The organism is Streptomyces synnematoformans (assembly GCF_039531005.1).
GTDB lineage: Bacteria > Actinomycetota > Actinomycetes > Streptomycetales > Streptomycetaceae > Streptomyces > Streptomyces synnematoformans.
Window position 1 is genome coordinate 49,978 of the sequence record NZ_BAAAPF010000003.1, and the last position, 17,449, is coordinate 67,426.

Consider the following 17,449-nt stretch of genomic DNA (forward strand, 5'->3'; position numbering starts at 1 on the left):
CCCCGGCCCGGGTGGCGCAACGGAAGACGCTCCCGCCTTAAAAGCGGGCTGAGTGCGGGTTCGAATCCCGCCCCGGGCACCCCCTCATCCACCGCCGACGAAAGGAGCCAGCGATGACGGACGAGGACTTCGACGGCTGCCGCCGCGAGTGCCGCAAGGCCGGAGCGCACACCCTCCGCCCGGGGGAGTGCGAGCACGGGCCCGTGCCCGAGCCGACGGTCAGCATCAGCCGTGTCGAGACCATGGCCGACGGCCACCGGGGGATCGTCCTGACGTCCGTGCCCGCGTGGGCGTTCCGCGACCTCATCAAGGTCGCCATGCACGTGTCCACCGGCAAGAGCTTCGCGTTCGTCGGCCAGGGCCCCTACCCGGACGCCCTCGCCCGCCGCGCGCTCGGCGCCCTCGACGACGCCGGCCTCCTGCCCGATCCCGGCCCTGCTGGCGACGACACCCCGGAGGCGGCTCCGTGATCACCACCGTCCTCGCCGTCTCCGTCCTGGCCGTGTGGGTGCTCGGCATCGTCCTCTTCGCGCTGGTCACCCCGCGCCAGATACAGGACGAGCCGATGATGCGGCTCGTCTTCGACACCGCCCCGGCGGCAGCGGCTCTGTTCGCCGCGTTGCTGATCGTGTTCTGGCCCGCTGCCGTCGGCGCCCGGATCCTGGCCCGCCACTCCCAGAGGAACCGCTGATGAACCCCGTGTACGCCTCCAGGGGAGGCGCCCGCTTCCACGCCCGCGAGGACTGCGGCGCGCTGCTCGCAGGCCAGGACCTGTTCGGCGGCTGGGGCACCCTCCACAACTACCGCATCAAGGAGACCACCGTCCCCGTCGCGATGGGCGACGGCCGGGAGCCGTGCGCCGCGTGCCTGCCCGGCCTGCGCGCCGCGCTGTACCGCGGCAACTCCGAGCACGACTACGGCCACGAGCCGGTCGCCCTGGGCTCGGTGATCCACGAGAACTGGTCGCGGTTGAGCGCCTGCCGCACCTGCCGCGCTCGCACCACCGGACTGGTCTGCGCCCGCTGCATGGAGTTCGACGCTAACGGCATGTGGAACATCCCGGCGCACCCGGTGCACTGGCCGTGCGCCTCCGCGGTCGTCCTCGGCCTCGCCCGCCGCCCGGGCCCCGAAGGGAGCACCAGTGCAGACCCTCAGTGACCTCGTCCACGCCCTCCTCGACGGCTACGCGATCAGCGACGGCCACGAGCCCGGGCCCGGACTCCTGCGCCGCCTCGACGACATCGCCCTGCGCACCGCGCAGCCCCACGAGCCCGCCGGCCGTACCGCGCCCGGGTCCCGGCCGCCGACCCCGCTGGAAGCCGTGTTCTGGAGCACGCGCATCAAGACCGAGGCGGTCGGCCTCGACCGGGGCCTGCGCAACTCCGCGTACGCCCAGCACTGGGAGAAGGCGCTGCGCGCCATCCCGCACAACGCCGAAGCCGCCGACCAGGCCGGGCACGCCACCAGCCTCGTCGGCACCTGGGTGTCCACCGCCGAGACCGTCCTCGGCCTGCGCTCCCCGAGCGAGGAGTTCCGCGGCGTGCTGTGCCTGGTGTGCGACGGCGGCCCCGACCGGCAGCCGACGATCTACGGCCGCGCCGACGGCGACCGGCCCCGCGCCTGGTGCGTCAACATCCACTGCGCCGACGAAGAGACCGGCCGGCCGGCCCGCTACGAAGGCCCGCGCCTGGTCCTGCTCAGCGAGAACCGCATTCCCCAGGAGGACACCGCCATGACCCGCGACACCCCCGCGCCCGCCGCCCAGCTGCTGCGCCTGCTCCACCAGAGCGAAACCCTCGCCGGCGGCGTCGGCGGCGTCGCCCACCGACTCAAGCAGGCCGGCCACCCCCGCGCCGCCGAACTCGCCGCCGACGCCACCGAAGCCGTCGAGCAGGTCGTCACCCAGATCCTCAAGGACCTGGAGGACCTGGAAAACGAAGCCCGCGCGGCCGGGACCGGGCGATGACCATCAACGCGCTGCGCGCCCTCCTCGACGAGGAGCAGCCGCACGCCACCCGCCCGCCGGCGCCCCGCCAGCCCCGCAGCAAGCCCACCGCCAAGGAGAACCACGTGCACGACCCGGCCCCGCCTCCCGCCCCGAAGCCCGCACCGCCCGACGACCCGCAGGAGCAGGACACGCCCGTGTGGGCGCTCCTCGCCTGGGGCGACGAACACGTCGCCCCCGAGGTCCGGGACCAGGCCGCCGATGCCCGCACCGCCATCACCGCCCTCCGCGCCCGCAGGGACGCCGAGCAGGAGCTGACGGCCATCGCCGTCGAGACCGAGACGCTGGAGCAGCGTCTTGCCGAACTCCGCGCGCGGGAGGCCGAGCTGGCGCCGCCCAAGACCAAGCGGAAGAAGCAGCCGCTCGGCTACCCGCCGGCCGACGTCCGCGCCTGGGCCGCGGAGCAGGGTATCGAGGTCTCCCCGGTCGGCCGCGTGCCCAAGGCGATCGTCGAGCAGTGGCGGGCGGCCACCGGCGTGAGGCCTGGGCTGGGGACTGCGCGCCAGTGATCACCGCGACCGACCTGTTCTGCGGCGCCGGCGGTTCCACCACCGGAGCGCTGCAGATCCCCGGCGTGCGTGTCGTGCTGGCAGCCAACCACTCCCGGCACGCCATCGACACCCACCAGAGCAACCACCCCGACACGGACCACGACTGCGCCGACATCTCCCAGGTCGTCCCGTCCCGATACCCGACGACGGACATCCTGTGGGCGTCCCCCGAGTGCACCAACCACACCCGGGCCAAGGGGAAGAAGCGCGGTCACGGTGAGTTCAGCGGCGGCCTGTTCGCCACCGACGGCACCGACGAAGCTGCTATCCGGTCCCGGGCCACCATGCACGACGTCGCGCGGTTCGCCGAGCACCACCGCTACCGGGCGATCGTCGTCGAGAATGTGCCCGACGCCCGCTGGTGGGGCCCGGACGAAGCGCCCGGCTTCGCCTTCGACAACTGGGTGCGCAGCGTCGCCCTGTGGGGCCCGTACGAGCACCGGATCATCTACCTCGACTCCGCCCACGCCCAGGCTGCCGGCCCCGGCTCGCGCTCGCGGCGCCCGCGCATGTACGTGATCTTCTGGCGCAAGGGCGACCGCGCTCCCGACTTCGACAAGTGGCTGCGCCCGTACGGCACGTGCCCCCAGCACGGCCGGACACGGCTGATGCAGTCCTGGAAGAAGACGAAGACGTGCAGCCCCGAGCGGCCGTGGGGCGTGTACGGCATCAAGACCGGCCAGTACACCTACCGCTGCCCGCACGTCGAGTGCCGGAACACGGTCGTCGAGCCGCACACGCGGGCCGCCGCCGAGGCGATCGACTGGACGCTGCCCGCCGAGACCATCGGCGGCCGCCGCCGGCCGCTGGTCGCCAACACGATGCGGAAGATCCGCGACGGCTGGGCGAAGTACCAGCGCACCCTGCTAGTGCCGTGCGGCGGCACGTGGAACACCACCGCCTACCCGGTCGACCGGCTCATGCGGACCCGCACGACGACCGAGTCCGAAGGCGTCCTCATCCCGCCCTTCATGGTCGAGCTGCGGGGCGGCGGTTCCACCCACCGGCCCGCCAGCCGGCCGATGTCGACGCTCACCACCGGGGGCATCAACCACGGCGTCGTGTACGCCGACCCGGCCGCGCACGAGCTGTTGCCGTACTACGGCAACAGCAAGACGCAGCCCGTCACCGCCCCGATGCCCACGCTCACGACCCACGACCGGCACGGCCTGGTCGGCTACGCCACCAGCGTCGAGGAGTGCCGCTACCGGATGCTCACCGTCCGTGAGAACGCGAACGCCATGGAGTTCCCCGGGCACTACGTCTTCCTCGGGGATCGCGATCAGCAGATCGAGATGATCGGGAACGCCGTCACGCCGAACGCCGCACGAGACCTCGTCGGCATGGTCGTGGAATCCCTGACGGGCGAGGACATCAGCCGGCACGAGGCGGTGGCCTGAGAGATGCCCTGTACGCACAGCCGCTGCCCACGTCACCCCTCCGTCACGTCCGCGTTCTTGGCTGCGTCCGCTGCCTCGGGCAGCCGGCGCGCTTCGAGCACAACCTCACGGTCCGGGCGCTGGGGGAGCTTCGGACCAGGCGGCCCGGGGCGGGCGCTCGGGAAGCTCCGCCCCCGGCTCGCCGAGCCACCACGCGATCATGGCTGTGATGGTCGCGCCTCGCGACGTGGCTGCAGCCTTGGTTGCTGTGTAGAGGGCCTGCCACGTAGGCGTGGCGATGCGCACCTGCCGTGGTTTGGCGTACGGGCTGCGGTACTCCGTGCTGGCGTCGCCGCGCACCCGGGTCGTGGACTGCTCGACGTTGTACCGGGGCTTCTCGGTGACGATGGCGTCGGTCTCGGCTCGCTCTGCCGCCGCCCGGTCAGGGTGCCACTCGATTTCGTGGCGCACGACCTCGTGCCACCACGTCTTCTCGCGGGAGTGGACCCGGAGCCTGACCTTCGGCTCGACCGTGATGCCGACGTACAGCAGCACGTCGCCAGACGTGAAGAGCCGGTACAGCGCAGTGGGCTTCGTCGGGTCCACTCGGGGCATGTCTTCCTCCGGTCAGCCGGAGGACGTGCCCCCGGGCTTCTTCTTGGGCTTGATCGATCGGACGGTCGGTTTCCGCCTCGGCGGGACGCCGTACTCGCGGGCGATCCCGCGGACGGTCTCTGCGGACCAGGGCAGGTGGTCGGCGACGACGTCGTTCGTGACGTCGTACGCCTTGAGGTCGGCGGCGACTGCTTCTCGCAGTGCCCGCCGGCGCTCCTCGACCTCGGTGAGTGCTTCCTCGAAGGCGGTGAGGGCTGCGGCGAGCTGCGGGCTGGGGGAGTAGTCGCTCATGGCCGCATGTTCCCACAGCTCGCTTGGCCAAGGTGCTTGGGGAGGGGATCGCATCGGGCCTCTCATGCCTCCCAAGGTAGCAAGCCCGTTTGGGCAAATCCAGTTGTCCAACTTGACTTGTCCAAGTTCGTTTGGATAAAATGGAGGTGTTCCGAAGGGCACAGAAGGAGGGGCGCCATGGAGGGCGGGCAGCGGAAGTTCACGGTCGCTGAGTTCCTGGTCGCGGGCGGGCTGCCCTTGGACTGGAAGTACCGGAGCCTCTTCGGCCGTGCCGCTGCCGCCGTCTACCGCGGCCAGTACGGGCGCGACCCGGAGCGGGTCACCGAAGCGGTCGACGGCGTGGCCCGCACGGTCTTCGCCTACCGGCCCTCGGAGCTGCACGTGCTGGAGGCCGGGTGGCTCGCCTTCCCGCAGACCGCCCACCTGCCAGTCCCGACCCTGGAGGCCGCCATGTCCGTGACGTTCACCGCCGATGGCCACGGCGAGCCGGTGAACATGGCCAACGCCAACGCGGCCGTGGTGCTGGACGTCCTCGGCCTCACCGAGTCGTGCGGCGACGAGGACCCGGAGCAGTTCCTCGGCCGGGTGCTGGTCGCCGTGGCGATCACGCCCGACGACGAGGGCCGCCCGGCGGAGACGCGGGGCCGGTTCACCGACTGCGGGCGGCCGGTCGGCTACCTGCAGCGGCGTCTGGCCGACCTGCGGGGGCTGGCGGAGCACGCCCTCAGGTCGGGCCTGCGGGTCACCTGGGGCTGACACCCCGCTACCCGGCCGGGCACCTGGGGCCCGGCCGGGGGAGCGGCGCCGCTGGAGACGGCGGCGCACGGGCCCGGCGGCCGCTTCCACCATCCCGGCCGCCGGGCCACCCACCACCCACCCACGACACACGGACGAGACGGACAGATCCCGAGGGGGAGCAGAGAGATGGACCAGGGAACACGGCAGCCGGAGCGGGGCGTGGACGTGAACGCTGCGTTCGCGGGGGAGAAGGCCGCGCAGATCGCGGCCGTCGAGGACAAGGCGGCGCGCAGCCGCGAGTGGCTGGACGGGCAGCTGGCGTCCGGCGCTGTGGGGAAGCTCGGCGGCGGCTGGTACGAGTACCTCACCGGCTGGGACCGCGGCGAGCGGTTCCGCGTCGAGCTGGACGCGGCGGGCCAGATCGCGGCGATCGTGAACCAGCACGGTCTGGACGTGGACACCACGGGCCGCGTGGCGCTGTACGCGTCGTCCCCGGCGTGGCACGGCCTGGGGCAGATCATCCCGGGCGGCACCACCGACGTCGACAAGGTGCTGGCCATGTCCGGGCTGGACTTCACCGTCACCACCGTGCCCGCGATGTACGAGTGGCTCGGTGAGCTGCGCCGACACGACGGCCGGTTCACGACCGTGCGGGAGGACACCGGCGAGGCCCTCGGGTCGGTCGGCAAGAAGTACGTCCCGATCCAGAACGCGGACGGCTTCGGCTTCCTTCAGGAGCTGGTCGGCGAGACGGACGTGGTGTGGGAGTCCGCCGGGGCGCTGCGCGGCGGGCGCCGGGTGTTCGTGTCGATCCGCCTGCCGCAGACCGTCACGGTCGACGCCGACGGCATCAACGACGAGATCGTCCCGTACGTGGCGATCTTCAACGACCACACCGGCGGCGGCGGGTTCACCTGCGTCGTCACCCCGTGGCGGCCCGTGTGCGCCAACACCGAGCGGTTCGCCGTCCGTGACGCGCACACGAGCTGGACCGTCCGCCACACCCGCGGAGCCACCGCGGCGATCCGCGAGGCCCGCCGCACCCTCGGCCTGTCCGTGCGCTACTTCGAGCAGTTCACCGCCGAGGAGAACGCCCTCGCCCGCACCGACATCGCCGTCGCCGACTTCCACGCCGTGCTCGGCGCACTGTGGCCGCTGGAGGAGGACGCCACCGACAAGGTGAAGGCCAACCACGCCGAGCGCACCGAGCAGCTCGACGCGATGTTCCGCGCCGAGGCCGGGCGCCTCGGGCGCACCGCCTACGCCGCCGAGCGGACGATCACGGACTTCCTCGACCACCGCACCCGCGTCGTGCCCCGGAACCTCACCGAGGACCTGGCCCGCGCGCAGCGCGCGCTGGAGGGCGGCTACGACGACGAGAAGTCGAGTGCCCACCGCCGCCTGATGCTGCTGACCACCCGCTAGCCCACCGACCGGCGGCCGGGCACCCCGCCCGGCCGCCGTGCCCGACAGCACCGGACAAGGACCCCGATGACCAACCACACCCTCTCCCGCCACCGCTGGCGCGACCCGCGCACCGGCCGCTTCGAGCGGATCTACTTCCTCAGCCACGAGGACCCGGACGGGACGGTCCACACCCGCCGGATGCCCGGCCGCGGCGTCGAAATCTTCGGCCGCACCCTCGCGGCCAAGGCCGCGCGCGGCGAGGCGTACAACATCGCGGTCACCGACACGGCGGGCGGCGACGTCACCTTCGACTTCACCTGCTTCCAGTCCTGACCCCACCGACCGGCGGCCGGGCAACCCGCTCTGCCCGGCCGCCACGGGCCCGCCCCGCCCCGAACGCCCCTCCCGGGCGCGGGCGGGCCCACCCCCTCGCCTGAGTAGCTCAGCGGCAGAGCAGCCCTCTTATAAGGGGCCGGTCGCGCGTTCGAATCGCGCCTCAGGCACGCCGACCAGGAGACCAGCAGAACTGACAGGAGTACCAGCCGTGACCAACCCCGATCTGCGCCACATCGCCGTCGTCCTCGACCGCTCCGGCTCCATGCACAGCGTCAGGTCCGACACCGAGGGAGGGCTGAAAGCGTTCCTCGACGCTCAGCGTGAGGCGCCCGGCCAGACGACCGTCAGCCTGTACACCTTCGACGACCGGTACGAGGTCGTGTACGAGAACAAGCCGCTGGCCGAGGTGCCCGCGTTCACGCTGGAGCCGCGGGGGATGACCGCGCTGCTGGACGCGGTGGGCCGCACCGTCACGGCCGTCGGTGAGCAGCTGGACGCGAAGCCCGCGGACGAGCGGCCGGGTGAGGTGGTCGTCGTCATCCTCACCGACGGGCACGAGAACAAGTCCCGCGAGTGGACCCGTGAGCAGGTTAAGGCGCTCACCCGCCGGAAGGAGAAGGAACACGGCTGGACGTTCGTCTTCCTCGGCGCCGATCAGGACGCTTTCGCCGCCGCCGGCGGCATCGGCATCGGCGAGTCCACGACCCTCTCGTACTCCGGGACGCGCACCAAGGCGGCGGTGACGAACGCGGGCCGCATGGTCTCCCGCGGCACCGCCACCGGCGTCTACGCCTTCACCGACGACGAGCGCGACGAGAGCGACGAGACCACCTGACCCCGCAGACCGCTGGAAGGCGCGGCGGCGGCAACCGCGCGCGGCCTCACGGCCCGGTAACCCCGGGGGTCACCCCGGCGGGATCCCGAGCGTAGACCCGCCCCGCCCCTTCCAGCCCCGGCCCGGCGGCCGGGCACGCGACCCGAGCCGCTCCGGACGGCTCACCGACTCGCTCCCGCGCCGCCGGGCCACCTCGACACCTTCAAGGAGTACCCCATGAACGACACCGCCGGTATCGACAACCCCAGCGGGCTGAGCGACTACGACTGGCTCGAACTGTTGGCCTTCCACTGGAAGATCGGCAGCGAGGGCTTCACGTACGCGGCCGAGGAGTACCCGCCCCGGTTCGAGAACCCGGAGCTGCAGGCTCAGACGGGGTCGCTGGACCGGCTCCGCGGCCTCCACGGCGACCACGAGGCCGCGATCGGGCGGTGGCTCGACCACGTCGGCATGCAGCGCGCGGTCGACCTGCACAACGCCCACCTCGACGAGGTGCGCAAGCGCGAGAAGGACGCCTGCCTGTTCGGTATCCGCTGCACCGACGGCCACGTGATCCACCTGGAGACCCGCGAGGCCCGCGAGCGGTGGGCCGCCAGCCTGAAGGCCGGCGCCGGCGAGCCCGGCCGCCGCACACCGGCCGCGCTGCTGGAGCGCAGCGAGCCGGGCGGCGCCTGGACCGAAACCCCCGTCTGAGAACCCTGGAGAACCAACCATGTCCCGTGAAGTGCGCCGCGTGCCGCTGACGTTCGACTGGCCGCTGCGGCAGGTGTGGCAGGGCTACCTGATGCCCGAACGCCTCCGCGAAGACCCCTGCCCGGACTGCGAGCGGGGCTACACGGCCGCCGCAGAGTGGCTCCACACCGTCGCCGGCCGCCTGGGCATGGTCGCCGAGGACATCGGCGAGCAGCGGCGCGGCCGGCCCATGCACCCGTGGCTGGCCGAGGACGGCTACCCGCCCCTCAACCGCACCCACCGGGTGGCCCGCCCCACGGAGGACATCCTCGACCTGGTGGCCGGCCTCACCGGCGAGGACCGTGAACGGCCGACGCACTGGCTGGGCAGTACCGGTGGCGGCCGCATCGCCGTGAAGATCGTCAAGGCGGCGGGGCTCGATCCCGAGGTCTGGGGTATCTGCCCCACCTGCCAGGGCCACGGCACTGTGGAGAAGTATCCGGGGCAGCGCGCCGAGGCAGACGCCTGGGAGTGGACCGAGCCGCCCGAGGGCGACGGGTTCCAGCTGTGGGAGACCGTCTCCGAAGGCTCCCCGATCTCCCCGGTGTTCCCGGCCCCGGAAGGGCTCGCGAGCTGGATGTCCTCCCCGGCCTACACCTGGGGCGCCGTGAAGACGGACGCCGATCGGCCCACCTACGAGGCCGCTCTGCGGTTCATCGACGCCGGATGGGCACCCACCTTCGTGTCCACCCCGACGACCGGAGTCGTCTCCGGGGTGGAGTGGGTCGGCAACCGCGAGGACGGTGAGACCCGGTGAGCGCCCGCCAGCCCGAGCCCGGCCGGCTGAACGACATCATCGTCGGCGGCAAGCCACTGCTGGAGCACGACGTGCTCCGCCGCATTCGATTCGCCATCTTCGACCCGGGAGCGGTCACCCCGCGCGGTGACGACTACGCCGAGCAGCTGCACGCCTGGCAGGCCCGCGCGATCGCCGCCGTACTCCCGGAGATCGCGGCGTCGCCCTCCGCCGTGCTGGACAGGGCGGAGATGCACCTGCGGCGCCTGTGCCCCGAGCACGGCGACCTGAAGACCCGGTTCGCCGACTGCAACTGCGATGCAGCCGCCGCCGTGTGGCGCATGTCGGACGAGGCGCGCATCACCGCCGCCCTGCCGCCGGGGGGTGAGCCCGAACCTCCTCGGAGTGACCGGTCGCGGTGGCAGGCCATCGCCGACGCGCTCAACGCGGTCGCCGCCCTCGGCATCGACCTCGACGGCACCATCACTGACCACCTGATGTGGTCCGTGATCTGGGACCGGGAGGCGGAGCGGTGGGTGGTCGACGCCGCCGACGAGCGTGACGCGCAGACGGGCGGCGAGTCCGGCACGGCGCCGCTGTGCCGCTGCGGGCACGGCAAGGCGTACCACGACGCGAAGTACAGCGACCCGCAGTGCCGCCTCTGCCCCGAGGACGGCGAGCGCATGTGGCGCCACCCCTACATCCCCGCGGGCGGTGCCTCGTGAACGCCCGCCGGACCTTCGAGCGCGAGATCGGCCAGGAGCGCCCCGCGCACCGCGTCCCTGAGGGCTGGCAGATCCGCACGATGCCGGACGAGTTCGGCCGCGAGCCGGTGTGGCTGACGGTGACGGACATCCTGCGCGTGTACGCGCCGATGGACTTCGTCCGCTTCACGTTCGACGACGGCACGAACGCCACGGTCGGACCGCACACCCCGGTGTTCTGCCGTACCACCACCGAGGTCAAGCGCGCCGCGCAGACGGGCGGCGAGTCCGGCACGGCGCCGCTGTGCCGCTGCGGGCACCCCGAGGGCGCGCACGTCGAGCAGTGCTCGCTGTGCACCGCCGACTGGTTCCACGCCTACACCCCCGCGGACGACGCCGGCAGCATCGACGACGCCCGCCAGTGGGCGCAGGCCCTCGGTATCGAACTTGACGAGCGGCGTGTCCTCTCCGGTCTGGAGACTGTGCACGGGGCGTGCGACGTAGACGGCGTGACTGTGGAGCTGGACGGGTACCGGCCGCGCACCCAGGACGAGCGGCAGGCCGCCGGGGGTGACGGCTGTGGGTGACCGCATGATGCGTGACCGCCGGTTCACCGCGATCGTCCGTACCGGACTGGTGCTGCCGAGGCCGACGGGGACGGGCGGCACGTGGCGACCGCACACGGACGCCGAGCGGCACCTGCTCACCCAGGCGCAGCAGCTGGACGCCGCGCGCAGGTGGCTGGTGGAAGAGGTCGCCCGGCTGCGGCAGGTGATGCGCGATCTGGGCATCTCCGACGGCGCCGGGCGCCCGCAGGTGTCCCAGTTGCACGGGACGGACCTGCCCCAGCTGGAGCTGAAGGTACTGGCCGGCGCCGCGGCGGGAGAGCCGACGCCCGAGACCGCGACGCGCCTGCACCTGAGCGAGGACGGCGTCAAGAACGCCCGCCGCCGGATCGCGAAGCGCCTGGGCGCGCGGAACACCAGCCACGCGATCGCGCTCGCCGTGGGCGCCGGGCTGATCACCGTGCCGCCGGCCGGAGGTGAAGACCGGTGAGCGGCCGGACGGCGATCCTCGCCGCGGGCCTGGCGTGGCTGTACGAGACCGAGCAGCCGGACGACGCGATCCTCCAGCACCACGGCGAGACCCTCAGCCGCCCCGACAGCAACCGCTGGTACGGCTTCTGCCCCGCGGGCTGGGACGGCCGCGTCGTCATCTCGACCCACGTCGGCAAGGTGGAGTGGACCGGCGAGGGCGGCGGCCGCCGCCCGGCCAACCCCCTCGGGCCCGGCGAGCTGGACGCCATCACGGCCGAGCTGGCCGGCCTCGGGGCCGAGGTCGTGTCGACGTGGAACGGGCACCCGGGCACCACCGGCAGCCTCGCCCTCGCCCGGCCCGCGCACCCGACGCTCCTCGCCGCCGTCGACCGCTACCGGCGCGGCTGCCCCAACCACACCGGCCCGCTGTGCTCCTGGGACGGCTGCCCCTGGTACCCGACCGGCAACGCCCGCGTCGCGCACCTCAAGGACATCGCCGCCGGCGCCGCCGGCGCGCGGGTGGGGGATTAGCCGTGCCGTCGCCGACCGGCGCGCCGCCTGGCGGCCCAGCTCGCGCCGCGCCCGTACGCCCGTCGAGCAGCTGCCCGTCATCGCCATGCCCGGCCGCTGCTGGTGCGGCGAGCCCACCGACCCGACCACCAACAGCCACCCCTGGCCCGGCCAGGAGCACGGCGCCCCGCACCCCAAGGAGATGACGGACTGATGGGCAACGGATCACACCTCAAGGCCGAACCGCGGCCGGCCGCCGACCGCGACGAGCCCGCCCGGACGCACCTCGTGTGCCCGTGGTGCCACCCCGCCGTACCGCCACCGCTCGGCACACCGGCCGTGTGCGGCGAGAAGGTCCTCGGCGTCGTGCCCGACGAACGTGCCGTGGCCTGCGGCACCTGCCAGGAGATCGAGGAGCGGCCTGTCTGGCCGTGCGGGCACGGCTGGGCTCTGACCGGGCTGGAGGGCTGATGGGCATCTCTGCCGCCCCCGTCGCGCGCTGGAACTCCGACAAGAAGACCCTCATCCTCGGCGGCTCCCGCCACTACACCGACCGCGACCGGATCTGGCAGAAGCTGCACGGCCAGGTCCGCTACGAGGGCCCGTTCGTACTGCGGCACGGCTCCTGCCCGGGCGGCGCCGACGAGCACGCCCACGCCTGGTGCGCGGCGTACGCCGCTTCGCTCGGCGTCATCGAGGACCCGCGGCCCGCCGACTGGGACAACTGCGGCCCGGAGTGCCCGCCCCCGGGCACCCGCCCCCACCGCCGCCGGAAGAAGCCCGGCGACATCTTCCACCCCGGCAGCCTCGACACCTACTGCCCCGGCGCGGGCCCGCGCCGCAACGTCGGCATGGTCGCCGAAGGAGCCGACGCCGCCCTGCTGTTCTTCGAGCCCGGCGCCCGCAACCTCGGCACGAAGAACCTCCGCCGCCTCGCCCACGACGCGGGCATACCCGTCATCGCCCACGGACCCTGGGGGGTCTCCATCTCATGACCGACACACCCGCCCTCGCGGCACTGGACACCGCATGCCCCGCACCGCCGGAAGGCTGCGGCTCCCCCGCCGGGGAGCTGTGCACGAGCCACAGCGGCACCCGGGTCCGCCGCGACAGTGTCCACCAGGCCCGCACCGCCGCGCACCGCATCGCGATGATCGCCGCGAACCCGGCCGCCCGCCTCGTCGCCGAGGCGGCCGCCACCCGCAGCGGCATGCACGGCAGCCACGCCGCCGACCTCCTCGACGAGCACGGCCACACCGAGGCCGCCGCCCTCATCCGCGATGTCGTCGCAGGACGCCGCGGCCACCTGTCCGCCAAGCAGGCCGTACAGCTCCTCCTCGACACCGCCGACCCGAGCTTGGGCGGGAGGTCGTGATGGCGGACACCACCAGCCTCGGCGACCGCATGAAGGCGTACGAGGCGCCCTACCGGCACCTCCTGCCGCGACGCACGTACGCGATCCTCAGAATCGACGGCCGCGCCTTCCACCAGTACCTGCGCGGCGCAGACCGCCCGTTCGACATGCGGTTCATGGCCGACATGGACAAGGTCGCCGAGGCGCTGTGCGCGGAGATCAGCGGCGCGAAGCTCGCTTACACGCAGTCCGACGAGATCTCCGTCCTCGTCACCGACTTCGGCACCACGAACACCCAGGCGTGGTTCGGGGGAGTGGCCGCGAAGTGGCTGAGCATCTCCGCCGCCCTCGCCACGCAGGTCCTCAACGACCGCCGGCCCGGCCGCCGCGCGCTGTTCGACGCCCGCGTCTTCACCATCGGCGACCCCGTCGAGGTCGCCAACTACCTGCTCTGGCGGCAGCGCGACGCCGTCCGCAATTCGATCAGCATGGCCGCGCAGTCCTGCTTCTCCCCGCGCCGCCTCCACGGCGTCAGCAGCGACGGCATGCAGGAGCTGCTGCGGGCGGAGCGCGGCATCAACTGGAACGACTACCCGGCCGGCTGCAAACGCGGCCGGATCACCACCCGGAAGGTCGGACCGCGCGAGACCACCTACACCGACAAGCGCACCAGCAGCCTCAACACGGTCACTGCGATGCGCTCCTGGTGGGAGACGGAACCGGCCCCGCACTTCACCACCGAGCCGGGCGACTGGCTCGCCCGCACGATCCCCCCGCTGCCCACCCTCACCCCCGAGGCAAGCCGATGACCGGCATCGGCGGCACCCGAACCCAGGAGAACACGATGGATCTGGCCGCACTCAACTCCGCGACCAAGTACCCCAGCATCCCCACGTACCACCAGATCGACCCGAAGAACGGCAGCCTCCTCGACGAGGTCACCGCCTTCGACGGCGACGTCATCCTCACCGAGAAGGTCGACGGCTGCAACGGGCGCATCGTCCTCATGCCCGACGGCGACTACTTCCTCGGCTCCCGCGAGGAACTCCTATACGCCAGGGGCGACCGCATCGAGAACCCCGCCCTCGGCATCGTCGCCGCACTCAAGCCCGTCGCCGAGCAACTGCAGCCCACCGAGCACGGGCAGATCCAGGTGTTCTTCCTGGAGGTCTACGGCCGCAAGATCGGCGCCGCCGCCAAGCAGTACACCACCGGCTCCGCGCTGGGGCACCGCATGTTCGACATCGCGTGCATCCCGCTCGACGTCCTCGACTGGCCCCGCGAGCGGATCTCTTCCTGGCGCGAAGCCGGTGGCCAGTCCTTCTGCACCGAGGCGGTCCTCCAGCGGGCCTCCGCCGCCGAGGGCGTCCCCCTCACCCCGCGCCTGGGCACCATCCCCGCCCACGACCTGCCGAGCGGCATCGAGGACACGGCGGAGTTCCTCGCCGCGCAGCTCCCCACCACACAGGCCGCCCTCGACGACGGCGCCGCCGGCCGCCCCGAAGGCATCGTCCTCCGCTCCGCCGACCGGGAGGTCATCGCCAAGGCCCGCTTCCAGGACTACCAGCGCACCCTCAAGCGCCGCGCCCGCCAGGAGACGTCGGCATGAGCCACCGCCCGTACCCCGACGCCGGCCGCGCGCGGCGGCAGCTGGACCGCCACCCCCACCCAGCGCCGCCGCCCCGGGCGGGTATCCGTCTCGACCCCGTGACCGCCGCCGCCGTGCAGAGGGTCAGTGACGGCCTGGCCGAGTTCTTCGCGCGCCTCGGCCCGCTGGAGCGGCACTGCCCGTTCTGCAAGATCGTGCGCGGCGAGGAGCCGGCGACGATCGTCCGCGAGTGGCCGCACGCGCTGGCGATTGTCCCGCTCAACCCCGTCGTCGACGGTCACCTCCTGGTGCTCCCCAAGCGGCACGTTGTCAACGCTGCCGAAGACCTCGACGTCACCGCCGGCACCGCGCGCTGCGCCGGCGAACTCGCCCGCGAAACCGGCAACGGGAACCTGATCACGTCCATCGGCCCGGAGGCCACCCAGACCGTGTTCCACCTGCACTGGCATGTCGTCCCGCGTGCTGAGGGCGACGGGCTGCACCTGCCGTGGACCGGCCAGCACACCAGCAAGGAGCCCGCATGAGCGACATACCCGAGCGCGAGCAGCACCTCCAGGAGGACCCGGAGCTGCGCGCACGCCTGCTGAAGGGCCTTCAGGACGCCGAGCGCGGGGCCGTCCACGACCTCGGCGACTTCACCCAGTACGCGGGCCCCTCGCTGGTACTCCGGTGCCCGGACTGCGACCAGGACGTCACGGTCCCCGCCGACCACACCCTCCACTCCGGCCACCCTCTGCCCGGCCACTCCTGCCCGGACCAGACCCTCGCCTTCGTACGCCGCGTGCTGGAGCTGTTCTCCCTCACCCACGCCGACTGCGCCGACACCCTGTTCTGGCGCGTCGACGACGGCGAGATCCACCTCTTCGCGAACGTCTCCGACATCTTCTTCTGGGGCGCCGCCGACCTCGAAGAGATCACCCCCGCGCGGCTGCCCGACCTCGAACGCGCCTACGCCGACTGCAAGGCCGCCGGCGGCGCCGAGTACATGCCGGAGCTGTACGCCGCCCGCATCCGCGGCGAACGCCCCCAGGGAGCCGCCTACCCCGGCCGCAGGCCGGTCGGCCCCGAGCAGCACCGCGACCTGATCGCCCTGTTCGACGCCTGCGGCCCCGAACGTCCGACCGGCCTCGGCAACCCCCACCGGGCACCCGCGCCCGCCGACCGCGAGGAGCGCCCGTGACCGGCCTCCCCGACTTCCTGATCTCCTACGTCGCCGAGCGGGACGCCGCGCGCCACGCCGCGGTGGACGCGTTCCTCGCCCGGCTCACCGACCGCGAACGGGCCCTCATGCGAGAGGCCGCCGTCATGGCCTACGTCCACGGCCGCCAGCACCCGCGAGACGAGAAGCACCCCGAGGACAGCCACGTCCTTGCCGGAGTAATCGAAGCCTGCCTCGCCATGCCCGACCTGTACCCGACCATCCACGCCGTGAGCAACGAGCACCCCGGAGAAGACGTGACCGACCGGACTCCCGCATGCACCTGGCCCGCCTGCCTGCCCGAGGATCAGCAGCAGGCACTCGCCGAGGCCGTACACAGCGAGATGACGACCGGCGACTCCCCGCGCGGCGGCACCCGCTGCCCGTCCTGCGAGCACGGCTGGAACATGCACACCGACCCTGCCGGGTGCTGGTTCACCGTGGCCGCTGGGAAGGCGGGGGAGAACCTGGTGTGTGCGTGCTCCCGCCGCCCGCTGACGGATGCGCCCGGCCTGCGCGCGCTGCGCGATGCCATGGCCCAGGCTGCGGCAGCAGGGCATGCCGAGTGGATGCGGCCCGGCTCGTCTGCCGGGGACCGCCCGCTCGCCGAGGCCCTCGTCGACGCCGTCCTCCCCGCCGTGCACGCCGAGCTGGCCCGCGTCCAGGCGCTCCACGACGACACCGTGCGCCGGCTGCACGCCGCCCTCGCCGACCAGGTGCAGAGGCGGGAGGCGGCCGAGCAGCAGACCGCGCTCGTGCGGACCCTGCATCGCCCCGTCGTCTGGGCCGCCGAACCTCCACCCGACGCCCACCCGGACGCGGAGGCGTTCGACGGCGACATCACCGTGTGCGCCCACTGCTCCAGCCCGCCCGACATCCGCCACCACTGGGCGCCCTGGCCCTGCGAGACCGTCCGCGCCTTCAACGGCGACGACATCGACCTCCCGAAGGAGCGACGACCATGACCCCCGCCGTCCGTTTCGCCGCCGTCTACGCGGCCCTCACCGCCGCCCACGAGGTCGCCGACCACTGGGTGCAGCGCGACACCGAAGCCGTCGCCAAGGGCGAACCCGGCCCGGAAGGCGCCCGGGCATGCGCCGTGCACGTCGCGACCTACACGGCCACCCAGGCCGCCGCGCTCGCCGCCGTGAACCGCGTGTGCGGGCTGCGCCTGCCGCCCGCCCGGGCCGCCGCGGCCCTCGCCCTGTCCGCGGCCACGCACTACGCCGCGGACCGGCAGGGCGGCCACTGGCGCGACGAGAAGCCCCGCGGCGTCGTCCGTCTCGCCGCCGCCACCGGCAGCGCCAAGTGGCTTCAGCGCGACCCGAACGCCGGCTACCTCCTCGACCAGTCCTGGCACAAGGGCTGGATCTTCATCGCCGCCCTGCTCGCCGCCCCGAAGGAGTGACGAC

Annotated in this window: 27 protein-coding genes and 2 tRNA genes; 27 read left to right on the plus strand and 2 right to left on the minus strand. The window is 73.0% G+C overall.

Annotated features, from left to right (window positions below):
- The first annotated feature begins 5 nt into the window (after nt 1-5).
- The 7 genes from ABD317_RS01730 to ABD317_RS01760 all read left to right on the plus strand — a co-directional run bounded on the left by ABD317_RS01730 (nt 6) and on the right by ABD317_RS01760 (nt 3,956).
- Nucleotides 6-79, plus strand: a tRNA-Leu gene (locus ABD317_RS01730).
- A gap of 34 nt (nt 80-113) precedes the next feature.
- Nucleotides 114-470, plus strand: a complete 357-nt coding sequence (locus ABD317_RS01735) for a hypothetical protein (RefSeq protein ID WP_344287068.1) — start codon at nt 114-116, stop codon at nt 468-470.
- Nucleotides 467-691 (plus strand): hypothetical protein, encoded by a 225-nt coding sequence (locus ABD317_RS01740; RefSeq protein ID WP_344287070.1) that lies wholly within the window; start codon nt 467-469, stop codon nt 689-691. Before ABD317_RS01735 ends, ABD317_RS01740 begins: the two co-directional genes overlap by 4 nt.
- Nucleotides 691-1,158: a hypothetical protein gene (locus ABD317_RS01745; protein ID WP_344287072.1), complete on the plus strand. Its 468-nt coding sequence runs from the start codon at nt 691-693 to the stop codon at nt 1,156-1,158. The genes ABD317_RS01740 and ABD317_RS01745 overlap by 1 nt, the downstream gene beginning before the upstream one ends.
- Nucleotides 1,142-1,966: a hypothetical protein gene (locus ABD317_RS01750; protein ID WP_344287074.1), complete on the plus strand. Its 825-nt coding sequence runs from the start codon at nt 1,142-1,144 to the stop codon at nt 1,964-1,966. Before ABD317_RS01745 ends, ABD317_RS01750 begins: the two co-directional genes overlap by 17 nt.
- A complete protein-coding gene (locus tag ABD317_RS01755) occupies nt 1,963-2,514 on the plus strand; it encodes an Lsr2 family DNA-binding protein (protein WP_344287076.1) in 552 nt (183 codons plus the stop codon). Before ABD317_RS01750 ends, ABD317_RS01755 begins: the two co-directional genes overlap by 4 nt.
- Nucleotides 2,511-3,956 carry a DNA cytosine methyltransferase gene (locus ABD317_RS01760; RefSeq protein WP_344287078.1) on the plus strand — a complete coding sequence of 482 codons (1,446 nt, stop codon included), beginning with the start codon at nt 2,511-2,513 and terminating at the stop codon, nt 3,954-3,956. Before ABD317_RS01755 ends, ABD317_RS01760 begins: the two co-directional genes overlap by 4 nt.
- Nucleotides 3,957-4,061: 105 nt before the next feature.
- On the opposite strand, the gene ABD317_RS01765 is transcribed toward ABD317_RS01760, so the two are convergent.
- Together ABD317_RS01765 and ABD317_RS01770 are read right to left on the minus strand one after the other, a co-directional pair.
- A complete protein-coding gene (locus ABD317_RS01765) occupies nt 4,062-4,550 on the minus strand; it encodes a GIY-YIG nuclease family protein (RefSeq protein ID WP_344287080.1) in 489 nt (162 codons plus the stop codon).
- A gap of 12 nt (nt 4,551-4,562) precedes the next feature.
- On the minus strand, nt 4,563-4,841 hold the full coding sequence (locus tag ABD317_RS01770; RefSeq protein ID WP_344287082.1) for a hypothetical protein: 279 nt from the start codon (nt 4,839-4,841) through the stop codon (nt 4,563-4,565).
- 177 nt (nt 4,842-5,018) lie between these two features.
- Here ABD317_RS01770 and ABD317_RS01775 point away from each other — a divergent pair, with 177 nt between their 5' ends.
- The 20 genes from ABD317_RS01775 to ABD317_RS01870 all read left to right on the plus strand — a co-directional run bounded on the left by ABD317_RS01775 (nt 5,019) and on the right by ABD317_RS01870 (nt 17,445).
- On the plus strand, nt 5,019-5,597 hold the full coding sequence (locus tag ABD317_RS01775; RefSeq protein ID WP_344287084.1) for a hypothetical protein: 579 nt from the start codon (nt 5,019-5,021) through the stop codon (nt 5,595-5,597).
- 168 nt (nt 5,598-5,765) lie between these two features.
- Complete coding sequence (locus tag ABD317_RS01780) at nt 5,766-7,004, plus strand: DUF932 domain-containing protein (RefSeq protein WP_344287086.1); 1,239 nt, start codon at nt 5,766-5,768, stop codon at nt 7,002-7,004.
- A 66-nt stretch (nt 7,005-7,070) separates the two neighbouring features.
- Entirely contained in the window at nt 7,071-7,319 is a 249-nt protein-coding gene (locus ABD317_RS01785) for a hypothetical protein (protein WP_344287088.1), read from the plus strand.
- Nucleotides 7,320-7,417: 98 nt separating this feature from the next.
- Nucleotides 7,418-7,489 (plus strand) — tRNA-Ile (locus ABD317_RS01790).
- A gap of 41 nt (nt 7,490-7,530) precedes the next feature.
- Nucleotides 7,531-8,157: a vWA domain-containing protein gene (locus ABD317_RS01795; protein WP_344287090.1), complete on the plus strand. Its 627-nt coding sequence runs from the start codon at nt 7,531-7,533 to the stop codon at nt 8,155-8,157.
- Nucleotides 8,158-8,373: 216 nt separating this feature from the next.
- Nucleotides 8,374-8,850, plus strand: coding sequence for a hypothetical protein (locus tag ABD317_RS01800; protein ID WP_344287091.1), 477 nt, complete (start codon nt 8,374-8,376; stop codon nt 8,848-8,850).
- 19 nt (nt 8,851-8,869) lie between these two features.
- Nucleotides 8,870-9,646, plus strand: a complete 777-nt coding sequence (locus ABD317_RS01805) for a hypothetical protein (RefSeq protein ID WP_344287093.1) — start codon at nt 8,870-8,872, stop codon at nt 9,644-9,646.
- On the plus strand, nt 9,643-10,350 hold the full coding sequence (locus ABD317_RS01810) for a hypothetical protein (protein WP_344287095.1): 708 nt from the start codon (nt 9,643-9,645) through the stop codon (nt 10,348-10,350). The genes ABD317_RS01805 and ABD317_RS01810 overlap by 4 nt, the downstream gene beginning before the upstream one ends.
- Nucleotides 10,347-10,916, plus strand: coding sequence for a hypothetical protein (locus ABD317_RS01815; protein ID WP_344287097.1), 570 nt, complete (start codon nt 10,347-10,349; stop codon nt 10,914-10,916). Before ABD317_RS01810 ends, ABD317_RS01815 begins: the two co-directional genes overlap by 4 nt.
- 4 nt (nt 10,917-10,920) lie before the next feature.
- The gene (locus ABD317_RS01820) at nt 10,921-11,385 is read left to right on the plus strand and encodes a helix-turn-helix transcriptional regulator (RefSeq protein ID WP_344287099.1); all 465 of its coding nucleotides are present in this window, start codon (nt 10,921-10,923) and stop codon (nt 11,383-11,385) included.
- Entirely contained in the window at nt 11,382-11,897 is a 516-nt protein-coding gene (locus ABD317_RS01825) for a hypothetical protein (RefSeq protein WP_344287101.1), read from the plus strand. Before ABD317_RS01820 ends, ABD317_RS01825 begins: the two co-directional genes overlap by 4 nt.
- Before the next feature lie 192 nt (nt 11,898-12,089).
- Nucleotides 12,090-12,347: a hypothetical protein gene (locus ABD317_RS01830; protein WP_344287103.1), complete on the plus strand. Its 258-nt coding sequence runs from the start codon at nt 12,090-12,092 to the stop codon at nt 12,345-12,347.
- Nucleotides 12,347-12,871: a hypothetical protein gene (locus ABD317_RS01835; RefSeq protein WP_344287105.1), complete on the plus strand. Its 525-nt coding sequence runs from the start codon at nt 12,347-12,349 to the stop codon at nt 12,869-12,871. Before ABD317_RS01830 ends, ABD317_RS01835 begins: the two co-directional genes overlap by 1 nt.
- Nucleotides 12,868-13,251, plus strand: coding sequence for a zinc finger domain-containing protein (locus ABD317_RS01840; RefSeq protein ID WP_344287107.1), 384 nt, complete (start codon nt 12,868-12,870; stop codon nt 13,249-13,251). Before ABD317_RS01835 ends, ABD317_RS01840 begins: the two co-directional genes overlap by 4 nt.
- Nucleotides 13,251-14,039 carry a tRNA(His) guanylyltransferase Thg1 family protein gene (locus ABD317_RS01845; RefSeq protein WP_344287109.1) on the plus strand — a complete coding sequence of 263 codons (789 nt, stop codon included), beginning with the start codon at nt 13,251-13,253 and terminating at the stop codon, nt 14,037-14,039. Before ABD317_RS01840 ends, ABD317_RS01845 begins: the two co-directional genes overlap by 1 nt.
- A 35-nt stretch (nt 14,040-14,074) precedes the next feature.
- Nucleotides 14,075-14,839, plus strand: coding sequence for an RNA ligase family protein (locus ABD317_RS01850; protein ID WP_344287111.1), 765 nt, complete (start codon nt 14,075-14,077; stop codon nt 14,837-14,839).
- Nucleotides 14,836-15,363 (plus strand): HIT family protein, encoded by a 528-nt coding sequence (locus ABD317_RS01855; protein WP_344287113.1) that lies wholly within the window; start codon nt 14,836-14,838, stop codon nt 15,361-15,363. The genes ABD317_RS01850 and ABD317_RS01855 overlap by 4 nt, the downstream gene beginning before the upstream one ends.
- A complete protein-coding gene (locus ABD317_RS01860; protein WP_344287115.1) occupies nt 15,360-16,019 on the plus strand; it encodes a hypothetical protein in 660 nt (219 codons plus the stop codon). The genes ABD317_RS01855 and ABD317_RS01860 overlap by 4 nt, the downstream gene beginning before the upstream one ends.
- Entirely contained in the window at nt 16,016-17,002 is a 987-nt protein-coding gene (locus ABD317_RS01865; RefSeq protein WP_344287117.1) for a hypothetical protein, read from the plus strand. Before ABD317_RS01860 ends, ABD317_RS01865 begins: the two co-directional genes overlap by 4 nt.
- Nucleotides 16,999-17,445, plus strand: coding sequence for a hypothetical protein (locus ABD317_RS01870; RefSeq protein ID WP_344287119.1), 447 nt, complete (start codon nt 16,999-17,001; stop codon nt 17,443-17,445). Before ABD317_RS01865 ends, ABD317_RS01870 begins: the two co-directional genes overlap by 4 nt.
- Nucleotides 17,446-17,449: the final 4 nt, after the last annotated feature.